Annotated in this window: 15 protein-coding genes; 9 read left to right on the forward strand and 6 right to left on the reverse strand. The window is 62.5% G+C overall.

Annotated features, from left to right (window positions below; all coding sequences use genetic code 11):
* The first annotated feature begins 124 nt into the window (after window positions 1-124).
* The 8 genes from prmA to N005_RS05705 all read left to right on the forward strand — a co-directional run bounded on the left by prmA (window position 125) and on the right by N005_RS05705 (window position 10,468).
* A complete protein-coding gene (prmA, locus tag N005_RS05670; protein WP_047700209.1) occupies window positions 125-1,003 on the forward strand; it encodes a 50S ribosomal protein L11 methyltransferase in 879 nt (292 codons plus the stop codon).
* A 30-nt stretch (window positions 1,004-1,033) separates the two neighbouring features.
* Window positions 1,034-2,269 carry a DUF3426 domain-containing protein gene (locus tag N005_RS05675; protein ID WP_047700210.1) on the forward strand — a complete coding sequence of 412 codons (1,236 nt, stop codon included), beginning with the start codon at window positions 1,034-1,036 and terminating at the stop codon, window positions 2,267-2,269.
* A gap of 184 nt (window positions 2,270-2,453) precedes the next feature.
* Window positions 2,454-3,461 (forward strand): tRNA dihydrouridine synthase DusB, encoded by a 1,008-nt coding sequence (gene dusB, locus N005_RS05680; RefSeq protein ID WP_047700212.1) that lies wholly within the window; start codon window positions 2,454-2,456, stop codon window positions 3,459-3,461.
* Complete coding sequence (gene fis, locus N005_RS05685) at window positions 3,458-3,778, forward strand: DNA-binding transcriptional regulator Fis (RefSeq protein ID WP_024781407.1); 321 nt, start codon at window positions 3,458-3,460, stop codon at window positions 3,776-3,778. Before dusB ends, fis begins: the two co-directional genes overlap by 4 nt.
* 83 nt (window positions 3,779-3,861) lie before the next feature.
* Complete coding sequence (purH, locus tag N005_RS05690) at window positions 3,862-5,469, forward strand: bifunctional phosphoribosylaminoimidazolecarboxamide formyltransferase/IMP cyclohydrolase (protein WP_047700214.1); 1,608 nt, start codon at window positions 3,862-3,864, stop codon at window positions 5,467-5,469.
* 173 nt (window positions 5,470-5,642) lie between these two features.
* Window positions 5,643-6,938, forward strand: coding sequence for a phosphoribosylamine--glycine ligase (gene purD, locus N005_RS05695; protein WP_047700216.1), 1,296 nt, complete (start codon window positions 5,643-5,645; stop codon window positions 6,936-6,938).
* A 99-nt stretch (window positions 6,939-7,037) separates the two neighbouring features.
* Window positions 7,038-9,809, forward strand: coding sequence for a hybrid sensor histidine kinase/response regulator (locus N005_RS05700; protein WP_047700218.1), 2,772 nt, complete (start codon window positions 7,038-7,040; stop codon window positions 9,807-9,809).
* 62 nt (window positions 9,810-9,871) lie between these two features.
* Window positions 9,872-10,468, forward strand: a complete 597-nt coding sequence (locus tag N005_RS05705; protein ID WP_047700219.1) for a MarC family protein — start codon at window positions 9,872-9,874, stop codon at window positions 10,466-10,468.
* A gap of 13 nt (window positions 10,469-10,481) precedes the next feature.
* Here N005_RS05705 and N005_RS05710 read toward each other — a convergent pair whose 3' ends face one another.
* Window positions 10,482-11,300 (reverse strand): hypothetical protein, encoded by an 819-nt coding sequence (locus N005_RS05710; RefSeq protein WP_047700221.1) that lies wholly within the window; start codon window positions 11,298-11,300, stop codon window positions 10,482-10,484.
* A 213-nt stretch (window positions 11,301-11,513) separates the two neighbouring features.
* Between N005_RS05710 and N005_RS05715 the strand changes: the two genes are divergently transcribed.
* Window positions 11,514-12,176, forward strand: a complete 663-nt coding sequence (locus N005_RS05715) for a hypothetical protein (RefSeq protein WP_047700223.1) — start codon at window positions 11,514-11,516, stop codon at window positions 12,174-12,176.
* 27 nt (window positions 12,177-12,203) lie between these two features.
* Here the strand turns inward: N005_RS05715 and N005_RS05720 are convergent, their stop codons facing one another.
* From N005_RS05720 to cobG, 5 genes are all read right to left on the reverse strand, one after another.
* Entirely contained in the window at window positions 12,204-19,262 is a 7,059-nt protein-coding gene (locus N005_RS05720; protein ID WP_047700225.1) for a TcdA/TcdB pore-forming domain-containing protein, read from the reverse strand.
* A 317-nt stretch (window positions 19,263-19,579) separates the two neighbouring features.
* Window positions 19,580-21,280, reverse strand: a complete 1,701-nt coding sequence (cobJ, locus tag N005_RS05725; RefSeq protein ID WP_047700227.1) for a precorrin-3B C(17)-methyltransferase — start codon at window positions 21,278-21,280, stop codon at window positions 19,580-19,582.
* A complete protein-coding gene (locus N005_RS05730) occupies window positions 21,277-22,008 on the reverse strand; it encodes a precorrin-2 C(20)-methyltransferase (protein WP_047700229.1) in 732 nt (243 codons plus the stop codon). Before N005_RS05730 ends, cobJ begins: the two co-directional genes overlap by 4 nt.
* Window positions 22,008-22,634 (reverse strand): precorrin-8X methylmutase, encoded by a 627-nt coding sequence (locus N005_RS05735; protein ID WP_047700231.1) that lies wholly within the window; start codon window positions 22,632-22,634, stop codon window positions 22,008-22,010. Before N005_RS05735 ends, N005_RS05730 begins: the two co-directional genes overlap by 1 nt.
* Entirely contained in the window at window positions 22,634-23,965 is a 1,332-nt protein-coding gene (cobG, locus tag N005_RS05740) for a precorrin-3B synthase (RefSeq protein WP_052126361.1), read from the reverse strand. Before cobG ends, N005_RS05735 begins: the two co-directional genes overlap by 1 nt.
* Between the last annotated feature and the right edge of the window lie 368 nt (window positions 23,966-24,333).

The following is a 24,333-nucleotide window of genomic DNA, read 5'->3' on the forward strand; positions in this document are numbered from 1 at the left end:
CACGGGCGACCGGGCTTATCCACTTTGGCGACGACCTGGCGTACACTGCGCAGCTTTCGCAGCCTGGTGGCCACACAGGTCACTGAGGCTGCTTCCTGTAGATTCATTTCCAAAGGTGCCCGCCATGCCTTGGCTGCAAGTACGTCTGGCCATCAGCCCGGAACAAGCCGAAACCTACGAAGATGCGTTTCTTGAAGTAGGCGCCGTATCGGTCACCTTCATGGACGCCGAAGACCAGCCGATCTTCGAGCCGGAACTCAACACCACCCCGTTGTGGTCCCACACCCACTTGCTGGCCCTGTTCGAAGGGGGCACCGAAGCGACCAGCGTGCTGGCCCATCTGGAACTGCTGACCGGCAGCCCGTTGCCCGAACATCACAGCGAAGTGATCGAAGACCAGGACTGGGAACGCAGCTGGATGGACAATTTCCAGCCGATGCGCTTCGGCCAGCGGCTGTGGATCGTACCGAGCTGGCACGCGGCGCCGGAGCCGGACGCCGTCAACCTGCTGCTGGACCCGGGCCTGGCGTTCGGCACCGGCACCCACCCGACCACTGCGCTATGCCTGGAATGGCTCGACGGCCAGGATCTGAAGGGCTGCGATGTGCTCGACTTCGGCTGCGGCTCGGGCATCCTGGCCATTGCCGCGCTGCTGCTGGGCGCCAAACAGGCGGTCGGCACCGACATCGACGTCCAGGCCCTGGAAGCGTCCCGCGACAACGCCGGGCGCAACAACATTGCCGAAGCACTGTTCCCCCTCTATCTGCCGCAGGACCTGCCCCAGGTCCAGGCCGACGTACTGGTGGCCAATATCCTCGCCGGACCGTTGGTCTCCCTGGCGCCGCAACTGTCAGGTCTGGTCAAGCCGGGTGGACGACTGGCGCTGTCGGGCATCCTCGCTGAACAGGGCGAGGAAGTCGCCGCCGCTTATGCCGCCGACTTTGACCTGGATCCTATTGCCAATCGTGATGGCTGGGTGCGCATCACCGGACGTCGGCGCTAGAATGGCCGCTTGTATCCACCGGATTGCCGCATGACTGACAGCTTCGTCACCCAGTGCCCGCATTGCCACACCAGTTTTCGCGTCAGCCATGCTCAATTGAGCGTGGCCCGCGGGGTGGTTCGTTGCGGCTCGTGCCTGCAGGTGTTCAATGCCGCACGGCAGCTGCTGGAACAGCGGACCGCCCGGGAGCCCGCTCCCGTCGCCCCCGCGCCCATCCGGCCTGCCGCCGTCGAAGCACCGCCCAGGGCGATCAGCCAGAAGCAGTGGACCGCCGCCGAGCTCGACCTCGATGACCTGGACAAGGAGCTGGCGCGCCTGGAGCGCCGTGACAAACGGGCACCGGACTCCTTCGGCCGACGCCGCGAAGATAACCTGAGCGCGCAGCGGGACCACCTTTCCGACGAGCAAGAACCCTGGTCCGACAGCCTGTACAGCGAGTCTCCCGCCGAGCGCGCGGAAGCCGTCGCCCAAGCCCCCATCGAGCCGTTCGCCCCCCACGAACCGGTCCGACCACCCCGTACCGAGCCGTCCCTGTCCCTGCCCCTGACGCTCGAACCACTGGAACCGGACGAAGTGCCTGGCGCGCCGCTGCACCTGGCGCCGGACGACGACCCCGACGAACGCCTCGAGCGCCTGTCCGCCACCGACGATATTGACGATATCGATGAAGAACCGGCCCTGCCGCGCAAGAAACGCGAACGCCAGGAGCCTGGAATCCGTGCCGAAGTCCTTCAGGACCTTGACGATGATCCGTTGCAACTGGATTGGCGCAAGCGCCGCTCGCCCTGGGGACGGCGCCTGCTGTGGAGTCTGTTGATCCTGTTGGCCGCCGCCGCGCTGGCCGGCCAGTACATCGCCTACCACTTCGAGGAATTGGCCCGCCAGGACCAGTACCGCCCCTGGTTCCTGCAGATATGTCCGACCATCGGCTGCGACGTGCCGTCCAAGGTCGACATCGCCAAGATCAAAAGCAGCAACCTTGTGGTGCGCAGTCATCCGGACTTCAGCGGCGCCCTGGTGGTGGACGCGATCATCTACAATCGTGCGCCCTTCTCCCAGCCTTTTCCGCTGCTGGAACTGCGCTTCGCCGACCTAAACGGACACTTGATCGCCAGCCGTCGGTTCAAGCCCGGAGAGTACCTGGGCGGCGATCTCGAGGGCCTGGGGGAAATGCCACCGCAGACCCCTATTCATATCGCTCTGGACATTCTGGATCCGGGCCCCAAAGCGGTGAACTACAGTCTGAGCTTCCACTCTCCCGAGTGAAGTCAGCGGGGCCAGTCGATTGACGGCAGCTTTCTGACCCACCCCAGCCGGACCAAACCGCTGGCGATAACAAAATAGCTGTTCAGATTTTATCCAATTCCATCTTTATCCAGTCATCGAGAGCGGGTATCATGCCAACCCTTTTTCGAACTCTCATGATCCGGCCCCACTTCAGGGAAGTCCTATGTCGGCGGTACGCATCGGCCCATACACACTGCAGAACGGTCTGGTTCTCGCCCCCATGGCGGGCGTCACCGATCAGCCCTTTCGTCAGTTGTGCAAACGGCTGGGCGCGGGTCTTGTGGTTTCGGAAATGGTCACCAGCGACATGAGCCTGTGGAACACCCGCAAGTCACGTCTGCGCATGATCCACGAGGGCGATCCCGAGCCCCGCTCGGTGCAGATCGCCGGTGGCGATGCACAGATGCTGGCAGAGGCGGCCCGGGCCAACGTGGCGCTGGGGGCACAGATCATCGACATCAACATGGGCTGCCCGGCCAAGAAGGTCTGCAACAAGGCTGCCGGCTCGGCATTGTTGAAGGATGAAGCCCTGGTTACCGAGATCCTGCAGGCGGTCGTCGCCGCAGTCGATGTGCCGGTGACCTTGAAGATCCGCACCGGGTGGGACCGGGAAAACAAGAATGGCCTGACGGTGGCGAAGATCGCCGAACAGGCGGGAATCACGGCGTTGGCGGTCCATGGCCGCACCCGTGCCGACCTGTACACCGGCGAGGCCGAGTACGACACCATCGCCGCGATCAAGCAGGCGGTGTCGATACCGGTGTTTGCCAACGGCGACGTCGACTCGCCAGAGAAGGCCCGGTACGTGCTGGACGCGACCGGTGCCGACGGCCTGTTGATCGGTCGGGCTGCCCAGGGGCGGCCCTGGATTTTCCGTGAGATCGAACACTTCCTGCGCACTGGCGAAAAGCTGGCTGCGCCGCAAATGTCCGAGGTGGAACGAATTCTGCTGGAGCATCTAGCCGCGCTGCATGCCTTCTATGGAGAAGTCATGGGCGTGCGCATCGCGCGCAAGCATGTGGGCTGGTATCTCGCAACCCTGCCGGGCGCCAGGGAGTTTCGCGCCCGCTTCAATCGTTTGGATGGTACGCAAGCACAATGCGCCGACGTTCAGGCCTTCTTCGCTGAACGTTACAAGAGCCTGACAGGGGACGAAGGGGTGGCCGCATGACGATGATGACCGAGACTTTAGTGAGTGGAATAACACCCGTGAGCGACAACGTGAATTTGAAACAGCACCTCAACACGCCCAGCGAAGAGGGTCAGACCCTTCGCGGGAGTGTCGAGAAGGCGCTGCACAATTATTTCGCCCACCTTGAGGGCGCTGCCGTCACGGATGTGTACAACCTGGTGCTTTCGGAAGTCGAGGCGCCACTGCTCGAAAGCGTGATGAACTACGTCAAGGGCAACCAGACCAAGGCCAGTGAGATGCTGGGCCTGAACCGCGGCACCCTGCGCAAGAAACTCAAGCAGTACGATCTGCTGTAAGCATTCAATCAAACCAGAAAGGCGCCCGCGTAGAAAACGGTCGCCTTTTTTGCTGACTTCCCTTGCTTTTGATGGAAATTGAAATGACCGACCAGACCACCCGCCTGCCGATCCGCCGCGCCTTGATCAGCGTCTCCGACAAGACCGGGATCCTCGAATTCGCCCGCGAGCTGCAACAGCTGGGCGTCGAGATCCTCTCCACCGGCGGGACCTTCAAGCTGCTGCAGGACAATGGCGTCGCCGCAGTGGAAGTCGCGGACTACACCGGTTTTGCGGAAATGATGGACGGTCGGGTCAAGACCCTGCACCCGAAGATCCATGGCGGGATCCTGGGTCGTCGTGGCATCGATGACGCCATCATGAACGAACACGGCATCAAGCCGATCGACCTGGTGGCGGTCAACCTCTACCCGTTCGAAGCCACCATCAGCAAGCCGGGCTGCGACCTGCCGACCGCCATCGAGAACATCGACATCGGCGGCCCGACCATGGTCCGCTCGGCGGCCAAGAACCACAAGGACGTCGCCATCGTGGTCAACGCCAGCGACTATGCCGGCGTGCTGCAGAACCTCAAGGCCGGCGGCCTGACCTACGCCCAGCGTTTCGACCTGATGCTCAAGGCCTTCGAACACACCGCTGCCTACGACGGCATGATCGCCAACTACATGGGCACCGTGAACCAGGCCGCTGAAACCCTGTCGACCGAAGGCCGCAGCGAATTCCCGCGCACCTTCAACACCCAGTTCATCAAGGCCCAGGAAATGCGCTACGGCGAGAACCCGCACCAGAGCGCGGCGTTCTACGTGGAAGCCAAGCCTGCCGAAGTCGGCATCGCCACCGCCACCCAGTTGCAAGGCAAGGAACTGTCGTTCAACAACGTGGCCGACACCGACGCCGCGCTCGAATGCGTGAAGAGCTTCGTCAAGCCGGCCTGCGTGATCGTCAAGCACGCCAACCCGTGCGGCGTGGCCGTGAGCCCGGATGCCGAGGGCGGTATCCGCCAGGCCTACGAACTGGCCTACGCCACCGACACCGAATCGGCCTTCGGCGGCATCATCGCCTTCAACCGTGAACTGGACGCCGAAACGGCCAAAGCCATCGTCGAACGTCAGTTCGTCGAAGTGATCATCGCGCCTTCGGTCAGCGAAGAGGCTCGCGCCATCGTCGCCGCCAAGGCCAACGTGCGCCTGCTGGCCTGCGGACAATGGTCGGCCGACCGTGCACCGGCCTGGGACTACAAGCGCGTCAACGGCGGCCTGCTGGTACAGAGCCGTGACATCGGCATGATCGGCAGCGACGACCTGAAAGTCGTGACCCAGCGCGCCCCGAACGAGCAGGAAATCCATGACCTGATCTTCGCCTGGAAAGTCGCCAAGTACGTCAAGTCCAACGCTATCGTCTACGCCAAGAACCGCCAGACCATCGGCGTCGGCGCCGGCCAGATGAGCCGCGTGAACTCGGCCCGCATCGCCGCCATCAAGGCCGAACACGCCGGCCTGCAGGTCCAGGGCGCGGTCATGGCCTCCGATGCGTTCTTCCCGTTCCGCGACGGCATCGACAACGCGGCCAAGGTCGGCATCACTGCGGTGATCCAGCCGGGTGGTTCGATGCGTGACAATGAAGTGATTGCCGCGGCCGACGAAGCAGGCATCGCGATGGTATTCACCGGCATGCGCCACTTCCGCCACTGACCGGCGGTAGCTACAAGCCTCAAGCTGCAAGCGGCAAGAAAAGAGCAGGCAGATGTCGATCTTTTTACCGGTGCAGCCTTACTAATTCAAAGCCAAGAGCTGCAAACAAGAGCCACACGTATTCGCTCTTACTTGCAGCTTGTAGCTTGCAGCTTCTCCGAAGGAGTCTTTCTTTGAATGTTTTGATCATTGGCAGCGGTGGCCGTGAACACGCCCTGGCCTGGAAAGTGGCCCAGGATCCGCGCGTGCAGAAGGTTTTCGTGGCGCCGGGCAATGCCGGTACCGCCATCGAAGCCAAGTGCGAGAACGTCGCGATCGACGTGCTGGCCCTGGAACAACTGGCCGATTTCGCCGAGAAGAACGTCTCGCTCACCATCGTCGGCCCGGAAGTGCCGCTGGTCGCCGGTGTCGTCGACCTGTTCCGCTCCCGTGGCCTGGACTGCTTTGGTCCGACCGCCGGTGCCGCACAGCTGGAAGGCTCCAAAGCCTTCACCAAGGATTTCCTGGCCCGGCACAAGATTCCGACCGCCGACTACCAGAACTTCACCGAAATCGAGCCGGCCCTGGCCTACCTGCGGGAGAAAGGCGCTCCGATCGTGATCAAGGCCGATGGCCTGGCCGCCGGTAAAGGCGTGATCGTGGCCATGACCCTGGCCGAGGCCGAAGACGCCGTGCGCGACATGCTGGCCGGCAATGCCTTCGGTGACGCCGGTTCCCGGGTGGTGATCGAAGAATTCCTCGACGGCGAGGAAGCCAGCTTCATCGTCATGGTCGACGGCAAAAACGTCTTGCCAATGGCTACCAGCCAGGACCACAAGCGCGTCGGCGACGGCGACAGCGGCCCGAACACCGGCGGCATGGGCGCCTATTCCCCGGCTCCGGTCGTCACCGCCGAGGTGCACCAGCGCGTCATGGACCAGGTGATCTGGCCGACCGTGCGCGGCATGGCCGAGGAAGGCAACGTCTACACGGGTTTCCTCTATGCTGGTCTGATGATCGACAAGGCTGGTAACCCAAAAGTCATCGAATTCAACTGCCGTTTCGGCGATCCTGAGACCCAGCCGGTGATGCTGCGCCTGCAATCGAGCCTGGTACTGCTGGTCGAAGCCGCGTTGGCCCAGGCGCTGGACAAGGTCGAAGCCCAGTGGGACCCGCGCCCGAGCGTGGGTGTTGTCCTGGCAGCCGGCGGTTATCCGGGCGACTACGCCAAGGGCAGCGCGATCCATGGCCTGGAAGCCGCAGCCCAGCTGGAAGGCAAGGTTTTCCACGCCGGGACCGCGCTGAAGGATGGCCAGGTCGTCACCGCCGGCGGTCGCGTGTTGTGCGCCACCGCCATGGGCGCCAGTGTCGACGCCGCCCAGCAGCAGGCCTACAAGCTTGCGGCCGAGATCGATTGGGCAGGTTGCTTCTACCGTAAGGACATCGGCTATCGTGCCATTGCCCGCGAGCGTGGCGAAAATCTGCAATAACCCGGCCTTTCAGCCAGGCAGGGCTTCGTGGCCCTTGCCTGTCTGTCAGGGCGCCGCGCATAGTTATAATCTGGCATCAACCTACGAAGGGATTTCGCCGTGCGCTGGCTCAGGATCGCCATAGGCTATACCGTCACCCTGCTGACGCTGCTCATGCTCCCGGCCCAGGCCGCGCCAGGCAGCGGCTGGGCGGTATTGCTCGACGAACAGGGCGACCTGAAGCTGAGCGACATCCGTTCCGCCCGCTACACCAACCAGTTCAGCCCCATCGACCTCGACCGTCTCCAGGCCGCCGGGCCCGATGGCGCGCTGTGGCTGCGCTTCCGACTGGCTCCCGACAAGCACGAACAGATCCTGCGCATCTTCGCGCCCGACCTGGCGCGCCTGAATCTCTACGTGCTGGACGGCGATGCCCTGGTCGACCAGCAGATCACCGGCAACGCCCTGCCCCGCAGCGAACATTCGGTGCCGAGCAGCGACTTCATGCTGGCCCTGCCCCGCAGCGACAAACCGCTGGACGTCTACCTGCGACTGGCATCCCGGCACGAACTGCGCCCGTACATCACCCTGCAGCCGGCAATCATGGCGGCGGCGGATCAGAACCAGACCCTGATCTATGGCTTGCTGTTCGGCTGCATCGCCATGCTGATCCTGCACAACCTCACCCGCTACGCCTACACCCGCTCACGCAGCTGCCTGTGGCTGGCGGCTTGCGAGGGGCTGCTGATGCTGAGCCTGGCCCTGCTGCTGAACCTGGCGGGGGGCTGGCTGCCCGACTGGCCGGCGGTGCAGACGCCGGGCGCCTACCTGGCCCTGTTGCTGACCGCGCCTTGCGGCCTGATGTTCGCCTACCGCTTCTTTGCCCCCCTGGGACCGCATCCGCTGAACCGGCTGCTGCTGGGGGACATCGTCTTCATCATGCTGTGCAGTCTGTTGCTGTTGTTCGTCAACACCCTGCCGCTCAATATCATGACCTATGCGCTGGTGGCCCTGGCCGGCTTGAGCATGCTGTTCGTCAGCGCCTGGCACTGGCAGAAAGGCTATCGCCCGGCACGGCTGTTTGTCGCGGCCATGGTGGTTTTCAACCTGGGCACGCTGATCATCCTGCCGGCCCTGCAGGGCCTCACGGAGGTCGCTCCCCAAGGCCTGATCGTCACGTTGCTGGTGTTCATCTGCATCAGCGGCCTGTTGATGAGCGTAGCCTTGGGCGAACGCCAGCGCTCCATCAACGAGAGCCGTTTCAGCATCAGTCGCGACCTCGCCGCGAGCAATGCCGAGATCAACGCCAAGGCGGAATTCCTGGCCAAGATCAGCCACGAGATCCGCACCCCGATGAACGGCGTGCTGGGCATGACCGAACTGCTGCTGGGCACGCCGCTGTCGGTCAAGCAACGCGACTATGTGCAGACCATCCACAGCGCCGGCAACGAGTTGCTGACGCTGATCAATGAGATCCTCGACATTTCCCGGCTCGAATCCGGCCAGATCGAACTGGACGATGTGCAGTTCGATCTCAATGCGTTGATCGAGGATTGCCTGAGCATCTTCCGCGCCAAGGCCGAGCAGCAGAATGTCGAACTGATCAGCTTCATCCAGCCCCAGGTGCCAAGGGTGATCAGCGGTGATCCGACGCGGCTGCGCCAGGCGTTGCTGAGCCTGTTGGAAAACGCCTTGAAGAAGACCGACGAGGGCGAGGTGCTGATCGTCGTCGCCCTCGACGAGCGCAGCAGCGAACCGCGCCTGCGCATCGCCGTGCAGGACAGCGGGGTGCCCATGGACGCCGAAGAGCGCGACACGCTCATGCACGCGGAGCTGCACAGCAAGAACTTCCTGTCGGCCACGCGCCTGGGCGGCAACCTGGGCCTGGTTATCGCCCGCCAATTGATCATGCTGATGCACGGCGAGTTCGGCATCAAGAGCGGAAGCAACCAGGGTAGCACCTTGTGGCTGACCCTGCCGCTGGACCCGGATCGCCTGGAGCATCCGACCTCCGATCTCGACAGCCCGCTGCAAGGCGCCCGGGTACTGGTCGTTGACGACAACGAGACCTGTCGCAAGGTGCTGGTGCAGCAATGCAGCGCCTGGGGCTTGAACGTCAGCGCGGTGCCATCGGGCAAGGAAGCCCTGGCGCTGCTACGCACCAAGGCCCACCTGCGGGATTATTTCGACGTGGTGCTGCTGGACCAGAACATGCCCGGCATGACCGGCATGCAACTGGCGGCCAAGATCAAGGAAGACCCGAGCCTGAACCACGACATCCTGTTGATCATGCTCACCGGCATCAGCAACGCGCCGAGCAAGATCGTGGCGCGCAACAGCGGCGTCAAGCGCATCCTCGCCAAACCGGTGGCCGGCTATACCCTCAAGACCACCCTCGCGGACGAACTGAACCAGCGCAACAGAGGCCATGCCCCCAATATCCCAATGAATGCCGGTCCCGCCGCACCGGTGAAAGTCCCCAGTGACTTCCGCATCCTGGTGGCCGAAGACAACAGCATTTCCACCAAGGTCATCCGCGGCATGCTCGGCAAGCTCAACCTGCAACCCGACACCGCCAGCAACGGCGAGGAAGCCCTCAAGGCCATGAAGGAACGGCGTTACGACCTGGTCCTGATGGATTGTGAAATGCCGATCCTCGACGGGTTTTCCGCCACCCAGCAACTGCGAGCCTGGGAAATGGGCAACCAGCGAACCCGTACGCCCATCGTAGCGCTCACCGCCCACATCCTCGCCGAGCACAAGGAGCGGGCCCGCCAGGCCGGGATGGACGGCCACATGGCCAAGCCGGTGGAACTGTCGCAGCTGCGCGAGCTGATCGAGCATTGGGTGGCCCAGCGCGAACAACAGAACCGTACGGCGCAAACGTCCTGAGCCGACAGACGTCACACCGCCTGATAGACTTCCGTCCTCTTCTTCCGCCCTGAGCCCCGACCATGCTCCATGTGCTGTTCAGCGTTTACCTGAAGATGCTGGTGCTCTACAGCCCCTTCTTCGTGTTGTCGTGCTTTATCGGCCTGACCCGTGGCTATTCGCGCAAGGAGCAGCGACGCCTGGCCTGGAAGGTCGCGATCGCGACGCTGGTCTCCAGCGTCCTGCTGTATTTGTTCGGACGGGTGATTTTCAGCGTGTTCGGCATCACCGTGGATGCGTTCCGTATCGGCGCCGGCAGCGTGCTGTTCATTTCGGCGCTGGGCATGGCCCAAGGCAAGTCGGCGGTACAGACCGACAGTGTCCAGCAGGACGTGACCATCGTCCCGCTGACCATTCCGTTGACCGTCGGCCCCGGTACCATCGGCGCGCTGCTGGTAATGGGCGTGAGCCAGCCGCACTGGGACGACAAACTCATGGCCATCATCAGCATCGCCCTGGCCAGCTTCACCGTCGGCGTCGTGCTCTACCTGTCCAGCCGCATCGAACGGATCCTGGGTGACCAGGGCTTGCAGATCGTCAGTCGCCTGATGGGGTTATTCGTCTGTGCGCTGGCGGCACAGATCATCTTCACCGGCGTAAAAGGCTACCTGGTGCCCTAGCACCGCTGACCGGTCAGCCTTGCTTGCGGCGGTTGAAGCGCTTTCGCAGTACTTCCCGGCGGTGCTCGCCCAGGTATTCCTCGATCTCCGACCTGAACTCTTCGTAACGAGCCGGGTTGAACGTCACGAAGGATTTACCGCGAAAGATTTCCCGCGCCGACGATTGCCAGTTCACGAAAAGCACACCGCCGTTATTCGACGTTCCGGTCTGCCTGATCGAGGCGGACGAGGCGATCAGGATCCCGTTGGCCAACTGCTCGCAGGGGATGACGGAGAGGCGGGCGCCCTCGGGTGTCTTGACCTGGCTGTTGTACAGATCGAGGGTTTGCTTATCCTGCTTCAGCCCGTCGATCGTGGTATTCACCACCGCACCGAGCACCGACGCTGCCGGGACACTGGCCTTCACCCCATCGATGATTCCCTTGACGATGTCGCTGATCACGAAGTCCATGTCCACGCGCTGGGAACTCTCGGAATAGCGGGTATAGCCGTCATCGGCCACGAAACAGCCGAGGTCGTGCAGGCAGCGGATAAACGCGTCATACCACGCCAGGGTGTTCTTGCCGCCCGGCACTTCAAAGTTGGCCTCCATGATGGCCATGGTCATCAGGTTCTCCATGATCGCCATGTTGCTGAGCGACATGTTGGCGCCGTAGCCTACCAGCGCGTTTCCCAACATCAGCGCGTCCAGGTCCCTGGTGGGGCTGTCCTGCAACGCCGCGGATCGACGCACACGCCGACCGGCAGAAACCAGCGCCTTGCGCCTGTTGATGCGCGCACCGATCAGTTCAATACTCTGCTCAATACTTACTTCACTTTCAAACTGTTCCATATAACTTCCTTGATTATGTAATGACCGCTCCTGCGGACCAACAGCAATCTAATTTACCCTTCAGGAAAACTGCAACTTTCAGCCCATTACAACATATGTAGCCGCTCTTGCCTCTCACCCCAAAAATATTCGGATTTAAATCAACTCGCTCACTCACTTGAACTTACCGACCATCGTTGTATTTATAACAGACAACTTTAACGGAGGTTTCCCATGAACAACGAATCACTGGCCGGCCTGGTCACCGGTCCTAATCTGTTTTCCTATCTCGAGACGCTTTCCCTGCAGGATCATAACGACATCGCGGACTGCAATAGTATTGCCGTCCGATCGGCCGACCTTGGTCACAACCGCTACAGCGGCTCGAAAGGCTGGTTCGAGGAATATGTCCGCACAATGAATTTCCTTGGTTGGTCGCTGTACGACGGCACCATCTACACCCGCTCCAGGCACATTGTCTCTGGCTCGGTGGCGGATTTCCTGGTCCATGGCGCCCAGCTCATGAAGGACTCACGGCAAGCGAACGCCATGATCGATACCCTCGACGCCCTGAAGGTGGATCAGCCGGCCATGCTGTCCTTCGACAGGGAAACCCGGCAAGGGGAAACGTTTCAGATCATCCCGGCCCGCTACGACTCATGGAACAATGTGCATATCGCCGTCTATAAATTCGAGCTGAGTGTGAATATAAAAAAACACAACTTTCTATTCTGGGATTGGGAAAAGCGCTCGGCAAAAATCATCCAGCAGCAGGCATTTTTCAAACTGGACAGAAGCCATTTGGACAGTAAAAGAACGCTTATCAAAAAGAAGCTGGACGAACACCTCATGAGGCGATTCAACCTGAGAAGAAATCGCCTCATGAACACTCCCTGACTTGGCTCTACCTGTTTTATAGCCTGATCAGGTCACCGCATTACTTTCCATCCTCTGCGAAACGCCCAGCAATTCCTTCAGCGTGATGCTGTTGCGGGGATTCGGCTGGGCGTCCAAGCGTTTTATCAGCTTTGAAACGGCATAGCGTCGATGTTCCTCGAAACTGAGCAAGACCTCACCGCGCAAGTTGATATCGCCGGCATACATCTCACGAACAATCACACTGTGCCCAGTGTCAGGATCAATGATCACCAAGTGCTCATCGACGATGCTCAGCAGCAGCCGGTCCGGGTCATCCAGCTCCCAGATCAACTTGCCAGGCTCGGCAGACGCGCCATCCAAAGAAGGCCGGCAGTCGAGAACGACCGATTCGAGCCTCAGCCAGGCCGCCTTCGTCAGCCGGTAACTCACACTCCCCTGCCCCATGCGCAGGACCAGGGTCGTGACATCGTCCGGCAGCAAATCATCGATCTTCATCTTCTCCGCGCCGACGACCAGGACCTCACCCTCACGCTGGGCGTAGCCGACGGATCCCGCCTCTTCTATGGCCGGGTAGCTCAGCAGCCTGCTTTTGCTCTGTTCATGCAGCAGCACGTTGTCCTGTCGCTGGGTCCCCAGTACATCGAAGGTTCCCGGGATATCGGCCCTGGACACCCGAACCAGGCGCTTGCGCTCAGTGACGAACCATTTCAGGTCGTCGGGATCCTCCACGGTCAGCAACGCGCTACAAGACGGCTGGTCCGCCAATTGCTCGAGCGCCTTCTGCTCCCGGCCATCCCGGGCAATGACCCATTCACGCGTCACGCCCGTGATCAACGCCGGCTCGCGATTGCGCAGCGAAACCACGACACCTTCGGGTGTCACGCCCCGCAACCCGGTGCCTTCGACCGTCACCTCGGCAAATGTCCAGGACGCCCATTCACGCTGCGCCGTGGGTAACGCATCAGCCTGCAGCACTCGCGTGCCCTGCTCGAAGACCGACTCAAGCTTCTGCGGATCGATGAAGGCCTGGCGATACACTCCGCCAGTCGAGACATCGAACAGCCAGGCCGCCTCGCCATCTGGAGTGACGCTCAGCAGGCGCATTTCCTTGCCATGCCCCGGTTCAGCCAGCAGCAGCCTGTTGCCGATGTACCAGGCACACAACTTCGCGTCACCGCTGAAATTGGTCAGACCCACAAGGGCCAGACGCTCGGTGGCGTGTCGTCGGGCCAGCGGCTCCAATGCAGACCACCAATGTGTCCGATTCTTGAACCATGGCGCGTTCATGCCGCCCAGGCTCAGTTCGCCCTGGTCCGTGAGGGTGTAGAACAGCCCGTCGGAAGTCAGTACCAGGTAGCCATCGTCGATGGCGATGATATTTTCCAGTTTCTCGTGCTGCTTCCACTTACTCGACCATTGCCACTTGTCCGCCACCAGGATGCGTCGCCGACGGCACAGCGCCTTTGCGGGTCTGTCGTATACGATGAACACATCGCTGCCATCTTTCGGCGTGAGCAAGGTCAGGTCCGTCATGTTCTTGATCGAGTCCGGCCAGCCGCGCAGATGATTGTGTTTCGGCGCGGGGCGGATGATCAGTTGGTCGCTGCGACGAACCCAGGCCATGTCCCGCCACTGCGCATCGATTTTCCAGCAGACCGACACGAAGGCGGCAGGCTGCCAACTGACGGTGATGTAAGCCGCCTCGTTGTCGACATACGGTGTGAAGGGGTAACCGTTGCCCAGGACCTGGCTCCAGTCGGCCAGTGTTTCGCTGGCGCTGAACACCGATTCCAGCGCCGGCCCTGCTTCCCGGGTCACCGAACTCAACAGCAATTGCCCGTCATGGATCACATAGACCAGCACATCGCGGGTCTGGTCGGCGCGGGTGATGCGCTGCTCGACATGGACCACGCCCTGGGCGTCCGCCTCGACGCGGCTGATGGTGGTCGCCGCATCCCTGGCACTGCGTAGCCAATAACGATGACTCAACAGCCCGGTGGTCGCGTCGGCCTGCCAGACGATCAAACCCTTTGGGTCGTAGAAATAGGCGCTGTCGCCCGCCACCGCCCCCAACAGCACGTCATCGGTACCGGGGATCTCGTTACGGATGTAGAGGAAACGGTCCTCCTTCGCGTCATACCAGGCCGTGACGTGACGGGGCTCGTCGAGCTTCTCGAAAGGAACCAGGTAGCGATGGAGCGGCGTGTAGGGCATCACCAGGCGATGACCTTGCGCCAGGCTCCTGAGGTGCGGCTGCAGCGCCTGTCGATCCAAGCCCGCAGGCACCTCTTGCTCGACGAGCGTGAGTGTGCGCTCACCCAACCCGACCTGGAACACTTGTTGACCAGCGATCCGCAGCAACACGTCATGAAGGCCCGTTCCCGCGAAGCTCACCTGGACGGTACCCACGAACAGCTTCGCGTAGCGCTCGACCCGGATGTCGCCCTCATTGGCCCAGGGAGCGTCCAGTACCCAGCTCGACTTCTGACGGTTCAGCGACTCGAGGGTGAGGCTCACGCCGGGATTGAGTCCCACTGTGCAGCGTTTGCCCGCGCCTTTGATCCGATAGCTGATTTTTTGCTGCCACTGCGCTGGAAGCACAGGCACCACCAGCGAACGCTCGGCCTCATCGAGCACCACGTCGATGACGGTTGGCCGATAGTCCGGGAGCAGGCGATACAGGATGTAGTCGCTCGGAAACGAATAGAACGAAAACAGGAACAGCCATCCGCCATCCGCCTTTTTTTTCTCCAGCCGCCGTGCCGTGTCGAAGCCGACGTCATGACGCAATCCTGCGAATGGCAACGCCTTGTACTCATAGCGATAACAAGTTCTCGGCACGCAAGGCAGTACGATGGCCTGGCCAGCGGACGGGCTGAACCTGACCCGATCGACCAACCGCAGCTCCCGACGGATATCGATCGCCTCGTCATAATCGTCATCGAACGTCGGCACGCCAAAATGATCCCGCAACGGATACAGCCTCGGGCTGTCCAGAACCAGCTCGCCACGCACCAGATCCAACGTGCCGACGATCAGCGACGGGCGCGGCAACCAGGCATCGCTATGGGTATCGAAACGATAGGCCTGGAGATGGGCCTTGCTCAGTTCATCGAAGAACAGCCCGACCTGTTTGGCTTCTTCGGCGATGGCGGCGAACCCCTGGGTCACTGCCGCTACGCCTACCGCCAGGCCGCCCAGGATCACGGCAGCCCCGCCAAGAAACGCTCCAGCGGTGGTGGCGCCGAGGCCGAGCGCTCCTGCCGCCAGCACCAGCCCGGCCGAATCGAACGCCAGCTGCGTGCCGAACCGGGCGCGCTCGATCTCGCTGGACGCGGTCGACAACTGATAGATATCGAACCCGACATTGGCCAGTTGCAGCACGCCTCCGGTCGCCTCGCTCACGCTGGATCCCAGCGCCGCCTTGACCACAGGCGCAACGGTGCGGGCAATCAGTTTTTCTTCCGCCAGCGCTTGCCGGACCAAACCGATCAAGCCGGCCACATCGGCCACGTTGCCATGCACCAGCTGTGCGTAATTGACATAGACATGCAGTCGCACCGCCAGGGACAAAGAACGGTCCGACCCTTCCCGCTCAGTCAACGCGGACATCAGCGCCTGTATGCTGAAGCCGGCATTGAGGGTGTGGACACTGCCCACTTCGGCAGGCTTGCCCGGGACCAGGGGTTTGTTGGCCAGGGTCAGGAAACGCTCCGAGAGGTAGTTCTTGATCCGCAGGAGTCGATGATCGTCGCTGACAATCCGTACCAACTGCTCGGGCTCTTTCGGATCGATCAGGTTGATCCGATACGACCCGTCCGAGGTGATTTCCAGGGTTTCGAATAACGGCACAAGTTGCGGCGCCAATCGGTTCTGCTGCTTGAGCTGGGTCGTGACCTCTGCAATCCGCTGGCCCCACCAGTGACCGTCCAGCGCCAGCAGGCGGCTGCCGAGACGAGGATTGTTCATCAGCGATTGCCCGTGGGCACTGGCCAACCGCTGTCTGACGGGGGGTTGCGCACGTCCAGGCAAGGCGCCGGGCCGCAGCAGCTCCGCGACCTGGATCGAACCGGGCAGCGCGGCTTTCGAAACGCGCTCACCGTCCAGCTCGATCAGCTCGAACGTCGGACGGGCCGTATCACCGTACGCCGCATAGTGAACGGCCATTTCCTGCTGAATGAAGAACCGCTCCAGTGCCTGTCTGAATCGAGTGGCATGCTCGAACTCGAAGACACCGAAATTCGGATCGTAGAAGTGATAGGTACTGCGCTCGCCGTCGAAGGTCCTGGCCACCAGCATGGCGTGGTTGTCGGAATTGAGCATCAGCGTGCCGGTGGTCGTCCTGGCTTGCAGGGTCTCCACCACCCGTTTCAGATCCGAGCGCCCCAATGCGTTGCCGACGTCACTGAGCTGCACTTCGCGCAACGCTTCCACGCCTTGCAAAAACGTCACGCAATCGCTGGCCTCAGGCTCAATGGCGCCCAGGTAGAAGCGCTCGCGCAGGGTGTTGACCGCCACCTTCCCGGTCGTCATGGCCGCCGCCATGACCAGGGCCAATGGATAGCAGCGCCCGCCCACCCTGTCGCCTTCGCCCTGAAGCAGCAGGTCCTGGGGAACGAGCTTGATCGCGTCGGCCTCGAAGCCGTCCAGGACAGTCGCCAGGCGCTCGGTGATCCGGACACGGTACTCAAGCTTCGCCACCTGCTGGATCCGGGCGACGTGCCGTCCCCACTGGCGCAATGTCAGTGGCTGCTCCAGCGCCTTCTTCTTCAATTCCAGGGCGGTTTCGGAATGTCCGGGCGGCTCACCACCCGGGTCGGCCAACCCGGCCTGGAAGGCCGGCGCCTGCAGCTTGAACAAGACACGCTCGATCGTCGCATAGTTACCCGCGATGCCTCGTTCATCGAGGTTGTTGGCCAGGTTATCCAGTTGCGGGCGAACTGCGTTGAAGCTGCGATTATCCAGGGTTTGCGCACCGATCAACGCCCCCACCAGCAGGCGCTGCAACGGGCTCAGTTGAGCCACTTCGAAACTGCCTTTGGCGAGACGGCCGAGCAGTTCGGTGATGGACAAGCGCTGCGTCTGTGCATCGCTCAAAGATGCCGGGGGCAGCACATTCGCGCTCTGGTCACGGATCGACTGGCGCTCGGCAAAACTCAACACGATGGCCTTGCCGAAAGTCACCGTGCCGGTATGACCACGACTCATCGCGTTCATGAAGGTATCACCCAGGTCATCGGCCAGATGCTGCAGCAACTCGGTGGATAGCACATGACGCCCCTCCAGCACCGGCCAGCCTTCATCGAACGTGAGCGAGCGGTAGTTGAGCAGCTCAGCCATGTCGCCGGCATAACGGGCCTTGAAGCGGTCATCCCGCCAGCGCTTCTGCTCGTTGGCGAGCCAGTCCGTGGTATTGCTTTCGTTCTCCTTCCAGGAATGGTCCTGCTCTTCCTCGGTGGCCAGGTTAACGGAGCCCACTGCCGGGATCGCGGCCTCCGTTCGCCAACGTTCAGCCATTCGAGGCGTGAAATGCGCCTTTTGATAATCCGCCATCCCCTCGCGCATGGCGCCAGGTCCGGTCAGGTAGATCGTCACTTCGCTCTGGGGGCGGATACCGTCGCTGTAGTAGGTAGCGGCGGCCTGGGCCAGGAAAGACACCATCATTTCCGCGTCCGGCGACAGCTCACGCAAGGTACCGAATACCCGGGTCACGGCCTGATCGGCAGCACGGGCCATGGCGTTGACATCGATCAAGGCAATGTTCTGCTCATCGGCCAGGCGAGCAGTGGCATCCACGACTTCATAGTTGAATCTGAAACGTTCGAGCATGGCCTTGAGCATGGCCGCACCTGGATGAGCCATCAGAAATGCGTTACTCAATGAATTCCGGACGACAACGGCACGCAACTCGTACGGACGCGCCAGACGTTCCTCCGGCATGCGAAAAACGCGATCCAACGCGGGTTTGCTGTCGGCGAATCCCTTGAGTGCCTCGCGGCTTTCCAGTGGAATCTGTTCCAGGTAGTCCTTGTACCGATTGCGCAAGGCCTGGCGTCCCGGCATCCAGTCGGGATTGCGATCAAGCAGCAACTGCAGGGCGCCGAGGCGCGCGTCGGTCTTGAACCCGCGAATGTCGACTGGCCCGAGTTTTTCCAGCAAGGGTGGCAGACAGTCGACATCGGTATACCTGCCGCCCTCCTTGAACAGCGCTTCGGCGCGCACCACATCGGAGGCTGCGGCAAAATTGCCCCGCAGGCTGATCTCGCGCTGGTAGATATCTTTCAGTTGCAGCCCTTCACCCCGGGCCAGATCACGCAGTACCAGGTTCCCTTCGGCCAATGCCTGGAGGCTGCGCCGGTTATCGGCCTTGAGGCTCGTCAGCCGCGCCTTGTCCTGGCCATAGGCCCGAACCAGCAGGTCCACTCGCGCATCATCGGCACTGCCGCCGTTTTCCACTGTTTTCTTGATGTGTGCGTATATCTGTTGTTTGAGGACAATGACTCGCTCTTCATAACGGTCACCCAACTCAGACGCATCGGTACTGTCCTTTCCGCCGCTGGACATGGCATCGGCCTTGGCGGCCTCGACAATAATCCGGTTGGTTTCATAGGCCAGCAGCGCATCACTGTCATACCAGAGATAAAGTTGATGGTCGGCTGCGCCCAGCACCTGTTTCCATATATTGATGTAATCACGTTGAATCGCACCAACACCACCGCCGAGCCAGGCAAAGTGCAGTTTCTTCGGAACTTCAGTGGCTGCTACCTTCAATTGTTCGACACTGTTCTGCAGGCGCGCTTCAAAATGCTCGACCTGATTCTGGATGTGCACCAGATCCATTGGGAAGGTGCCGCCGGGCGGCGTCGGTTCGGTCGCACGGCGTTGACGATTGCCCGGCAATGTCGTCAATGCCTGCTTGAGCAGCCCCAGTGGTTTCAGCAGGGATGGCGCATCCTGCACAGCGGTACAGCCGGAGTAATAGCGGAGCACCGCCTCATATTGATCGGTGCCCTTGTAGGGCGCCAACGCCTGCTCAAGATCCTTCAGTTTCAATAAGCCCTTGAAATCGACATAACCCTCTGTCGAAAACTTCCTTTCACTCATAACAACACTTCCATTTATCGTACATGAATAGCCGAAGCCTTTTTTCAGGCAACAGCAGCCCACACGTGCATCCAAGCACTGGGCGTTGAACTCTCAAAATGCATCGCTCTTGATAAGCGCGAATAAAAATAACCTGACGCCCGCGCACGGCTCAACTAATAAGCAAGCCAATAAATTTCCAAATAAGAAACCAACTCCATGTTACAGGCGCAACATGCCCGCAACTTTATGTCACGGACCAAGTTATATAAGCGAAAACACTCAACAATCAGCGAGTTCGAGAAACGACGGCGGCCCGAACGGACCGCCGGGTTGTATCAGAGCGGTTTGTCGCCATACCAGCGCGGCGTGTACACCCACTGGCTACCGTCGGCGCGGGGGAACACGCAGGTGGTCGAAGACCCGACCAGGACCATGGTGCGCATGTCGACCTGATCCGGGGTCAACTGCCCCAGCGTCGTGACCCGCAGGCTCTGGCCCGGACGGCCGATGTCACGCCCCAGGACCACGGGCGTCTGCGCGGTTCGATGCTGGGCGACGATCTCCAGCGCCCGCCCCAGTTGCCAGGGCCGGGAACGGGAGATGGGGTTGTAGAACGCCAGCGCGAGATCCGCCTGTGCCGCCAGGTCCAGGCGCTTCTCGATGATCGACCAGGGCTTGAGGTTGTCCGACAGCGACAGCACGCAGAAGTCATGGCCCAGCGGCGCACCGGCCTGGGCGGCGGTAGCCAGGGAAGCCGAGACGCCCGGCAGGATCTGCAGGTCGACAGCGTGCCAATCGGCATTCGTCGACTCATGCAGCGCTTCCAGGACCGCGGCGGCCATGGCGAATACGCCCGGATCGCCAGACGACACCACCACCACGGAGCGGCCCTGGGCGGCCAGTTCGAAGGCGTGGCGGGCGCGTTGCAGCTCTTCGCGGTTGTCGGTGCAATGCTGCACCTGATCAGGCCGAAATGGCCCGGCCATGCGCACGTAGGTTTCGTAGCCCAGCACGTCGTTGGCGCGGTCGAGTTCGGCGCGCACCGCCGGCACCATCAACTCGGCCGCGCCCGGGCCCAGGCCGATCACCGCCAGACGCCCGCGTGGACGGCCGATGCGTTGCGGATCCAGAGGCTGTTCGGCGACCGCGATAGCCAGGCTGCCCATGACCCGAATCGAGGCCGGCTGGCCGAGGGCCTCGCTTAACCACTGCGCGATGTCGCCGCTGGCGCAAGCAAAGCGCAGTGGCACGCCCAGGCTCGCAGCGGCTTCGTGCAAGTCTGGACGGGTCATTTCGCTGTCCGCCGCCAACACGCAAGCCAGCGATTGCATCGCGAGGCCGGCCTGTTCCAGGGCAGCGCCAATTGCGGCCGCTATGTCCGTCGCCCCGGCGCCCAGCGCCACGGCAACGTTGCGGGGATAAATACGCAGTTCATCGACTGCGGGCACCCCGGCAGCGCTGTCGATACGGATGGCCAGGCGCGCCTGTTGGTCCTGAGGCAAGTGCGCCTGATCCAGCCACGGCGCAGCCCCTTCGATGCGCACCGGCTCACCGGCCAGCAGATCGGAGACGAAGCGCTTGCCCTGTTCCAGATCGTCGAGCCGGTAGCCGCTCGGTGGATTGAGCAGGCAAGTGCCGAAACGCAATTCGCCGCTGGTGGTGATCGCCGGGGCGACTTGCAGGGTGTTCGCTATTTCCCGGGCCATGACGTTGACCCCGCCCAGGCCACCGAGCAACGGCACCACGGCGCTGCCGTCCTCGGCCACTGCCAGCACGGCGGGCTCGACGCCTTTTTCCAGCAGCAGCGGCGCCAGGGTGCGGATGACGATGCCCGCCGCGCACAGGGCGATGATGGGTGTGTCCTGTTGATAGAGCTCGCGCAACGTCGCGCCGAATTCCAGGTAGTGACGGTCCACTCCCTCGACCCGCCCGGCCAGGCCGTGGATCAAGGCGCCGGGATAGCACTGCTGGACCCGCCGGGCCGTGGCGAGACTGCCCGGGCCGAGGATGACGATTGCCGGTGCCTTGAGCGTCATCCCTGCCACCGTTCGCCCGGCACGATGATCAACGAGAAATACGGCGAGGACATCGGTTCGACTTCATCCAACGGCACGATTTTCTGATTGGCCATGGTCGCCCGTTCGACGTACAGGGCCCGGCCATCCAGGCCCAGTTCCCCGAGCACCTGGCGGACCTTGGGGAAGTTGCGTCCCAGCTTCATGATCACCGCCGCGTCGGCATCGGCCAACCGGCGCTTGAGTTCGTCATGGGGCAGCACGCCGGAGAGCACCGACAGGCTCTGGTTACGGTACACCAACGGCGCGCCGAGCACCGAGGCACCGCCCAGCATCGAGCAGACGCCGGGAATGACTTCGGCGTCGTAGCGCTCGGCCAGACGATCGTGCAGGTACATGTACGAACCGTAGAAAAACGGATCGCCCTCGCAGATCACCGCCACGTCGCGCCCGGCATCCAGATGCACGGCCACCTGTTCGGCGGCGGTGTCGTAGAAGTCGGCGATCACCTGCTCATAGGACAGCGGCGCCGGCAACACTTCGGTGGTGACCGGGTAGACCAGCGGCATCAGCGTTTGCGTCTCTTGCAGATGCATCTCGATGATCCCGAAGGCGTTGCCTTTCTTGCCCTTGGCGACGAAGTACCCCACCACGGGGGATTCGCGCAGCAGACGCAGGGCCTTGAGGGTAATCAGTTCCGGGTCACCGGGGCCCACGCCGAGGCCGATCAGACGTCCACGCTGCTGCATCATTCAATCTCCGTGGCGAGGGCATTGACGGCGGCCGCCGCCATGGCGCTGCCACCCAGTCGACCTTGCATGATCACGAACGGCACGCCGCGGCTGTTGGCCGCCAGCATCGCCTTGGATTCGGCCGCGCCGACGAACCCCACCGGGAAGCCCAGGATCAACGCGGGTTTCGGTGCGCCGGCGTCGAGCATTTCCAGCAGGTAGAACAGCGCGGTGGGCGCATTGCCGATCACCACGACGCTGCCCTCCAGATGTGGACGCCACAGCTCCAGGGCCGCCGCCGAACGGGTGTTGCCCAAATCGCGGGCCAACTGCGGCACGCTCTCGTCGCGCAAGGTGCAGATCACCGGGTTGTTGGCCGGCAGGCGAGCGCGGGTCACGCCTTCGCTGACCATCCGCGCATCGCACAGGATCGGCGCACCGGCAGCGAGGGCCTGGCGCCCGGCCGTGCCCGCACCTTCGGAAAACTGCAGCCCGTCGACCGCCTCGACCATGCCGCAGGCGTGGATCACCCGTACCGCGAGTTTTTCCAGATCGGCCGGAATGCGCGCCAGGTTGGCCTCGGCGCGAATGATCGCGAAGGAGTTGCGATAGATCTCCTGACCGTCGCGGATGTAATCAAGCATCAAAGGGGGCTCCGGGGGCGAGCGTCGAGCCATTGGCCGACCGCTTCAATAGTCAGGTTGTGCGCCTGCAACGCGCCGAAACCCGGCTGCGTCGCATCGCGAAAATAGAGGTCGTAACGACCGGGAGCGACCGCCAGCAAGGTGGCGGGCGCGACATGGGCCGCCGCGCAGGAGCGCGGGCAACCGGACAAATGGACCTTCATCCCGTGGCCCTGGCGTTGCAGCATGTCGGCCAGGCGCCGGGCATCGGCCTTGGTGTCGGCCAGGGCCTTGCCGCAGCCACTGGAACCGGTGCAGGCGATGAGATGCGCCAACGGTTGCTCCGCCGAGCACAGCAGGCCCAACCCTTCGAGCCGCGTCAGCACTTCGTCCGCATCCTCGCGGCGTACGTTAGGCAACAACAGGCTTTGCCACGGGGTGAAGCGAAGGCTGCTGTCGCCCTTTTCCCTTGCCAGTTGCGCCAGGCCTCGCAGCATGACGGCGTCGAGTCGGCCCAGGGGCGCGGCGGCGCCCACGTAGACACGTTCGTTATGCTGGGGCTGGATGCCGAGGTGCAGTCCATCGATGGACCCGTCGCGCTGCCAACCGGTACACGGTTTTAACGCGACCCGGCAGGCCAGTTGCTGGATGAATTCCGGGTGGGGAAGTTCTGCCAGCAGGTGGCGCATGCGAGTCTGGTCCGGGCGGGCCAGGTCGAGGAACAGTTCCAGCACCGCCAGCACCAACCCATGTCCCTCGGCCAGGGGCACCGCGCCGGCCGGTGCATCCAGCGGCGAACCGGCCAAGCCGAACGCCAGCCAGGGCTCACCGTGGCGCATGAACGCCGACAACCACAGGTCATGGTGGTGATCGAGCATCGCCAGCGCCTCGCCGCCGTCCAGTTGCACGGCAAATTTGGCCGACAGTTCATGGAATCGGTCGTGGGTTTGCAAGCTGAACAGAAGCTGCGCGGCCAACGGGCGGGTGTCCAGCAGCCTCTGTCGGTCGATGCCGGCCGTGGGGCTGAGCATCAAGTTGCGTACATCGTCGCCGGCCGGCGTGTGCGGGCCGAGTCCGGCGGCCAGCAATGACTCGATCAACGCGGCGTGCTCAGGGCCGATCCCGCGGATCTGCAGGTTGGCCCGGTTGGTCGCCTCGATCACGCCACCGGCGAACCGCTCGGCCGCCAGCGCCACGGCTTCGGCCTGATCCGCCCGGATGGCGCCGCCATCGAGCTTGATCCGGCAGATGCCGCCGTCCAACGCCTGGACGACACGCAGCAACCCCGGGCAACCCGAGGGGCGTATGACGTTGGTGGATGGACGTTCGTTCAAGGGCAAACCGGTCAGCATCGGCGAAAGATCGCCATTATGCCTGCTTTGCCGGGGGGCATGAAAAGCTTGCCCGTCGGATTATGTGCAGTGCGGTCAGGAATGTGAGACGCGGACTTGCTGGCGATAGCGCTCTGGCGGGCAAGGTGGGGTTGTATGGACCGACGCCATCGCGAGCAGGCTCGCTCCCACACGGGACCTGCGGCTGGCGCAAAAATAATGGGCGCCCCCACACCAATGTGGGAGCGAGCCTGCTCGCGATAGCGGTCTCTCTGTGACGGTAATGTTGAATGGAGCACTGCCATCGCGGGCAAGCCTTGCTCCCACCGGCACGGTATGATGGCGGCCCGGTTCGCGGGACAGAAGTGCCCGTCGAGCAAACCTACCCA

This window comes from Pseudomonas mediterranea CFBP 5447 (assembly GCF_000774145.1).
In the GTDB taxonomy this organism is placed as follows: Bacteria; Pseudomonadota; Gammaproteobacteria; order Pseudomonadales; family Pseudomonadaceae; genus Aquipseudomonas; species Aquipseudomonas mediterranea.

Bases quoted from the DNA above. Each gene is read 5' to 3' on its own strand.
- dusB (WP_047700212.1), top strand. From the start codon at position 2,454: ATGTCGGCGGTACGCATCGGCCCATACACACTGCAGAACGGTCTGGTT.
- N005_RS05675 (WP_047700210.1), top strand. From the start codon at position 1,034: ATGACTGACAGCTTCGTCACCCAGTGCCCGCATTGCCACACCAGTTTT.
- N005_RS05735 (WP_047700231.1), bottom strand. From the start codon at position 22,634: ATGCTTGATTACATCCGCGACGGTCAGGAGATCTATCGCAACTCCTTC.
- N005_RS05720 (WP_047700225.1), bottom strand. From the start codon at position 19,262: ATGAGTGAAAGGAAGTTTTCGACAGAGGGTTATGTCGATTTCAAGGGC.
- cobG (WP_052126361.1), bottom strand. From the start codon at position 23,965: ATGCTGACCGGTTTGCCCTTGAACGAACGTCCATCCACCAACGTCATA.
- prmA (WP_047700209.1), top strand. From the start codon at position 125: ATGCCTTGGCTGCAAGTACGTCTGGCCATCAGCCCGGAACAAGCCGAA.
- N005_RS05710 (WP_047700221.1), bottom strand. From the start codon at position 11,300: ATGGAACAGTTTGAAAGTGAAGTAAGTATTGAGCAGAGTATTGAACTG.
- N005_RS05715 (WP_047700223.1), top strand. From the start codon at position 11,514: ATGAACAACGAATCACTGGCCGGCCTGGTCACCGGTCCTAATCTGTTT.
- fis (WP_024781407.1), top strand. From the start codon at position 3,458: ATGACGATGATGACCGAGACTTTAGTGAGTGGAATAACACCCGTGAGC.
- N005_RS05730 (WP_047700229.1), bottom strand. From the start codon at position 22,008: ATGCAGCAGCGTGGACGTCTGATCGGCCTCGGCGTGGGCCCCGGTGAC.
- cobJ (WP_047700227.1), bottom strand. From the start codon at position 21,280: ATGACGCTCAAGGCACCGGCAATCGTCATCCTCGGCCCGGGCAGTCTC.
- purH (WP_047700214.1), top strand. From the start codon at position 3,862: ATGACCGACCAGACCACCCGCCTGCCGATCCGCCGCGCCTTGATCAGC.
- N005_RS05705 (WP_047700219.1), top strand. From the start codon at position 9,872: ATGCTCCATGTGCTGTTCAGCGTTTACCTGAAGATGCTGGTGCTCTAC.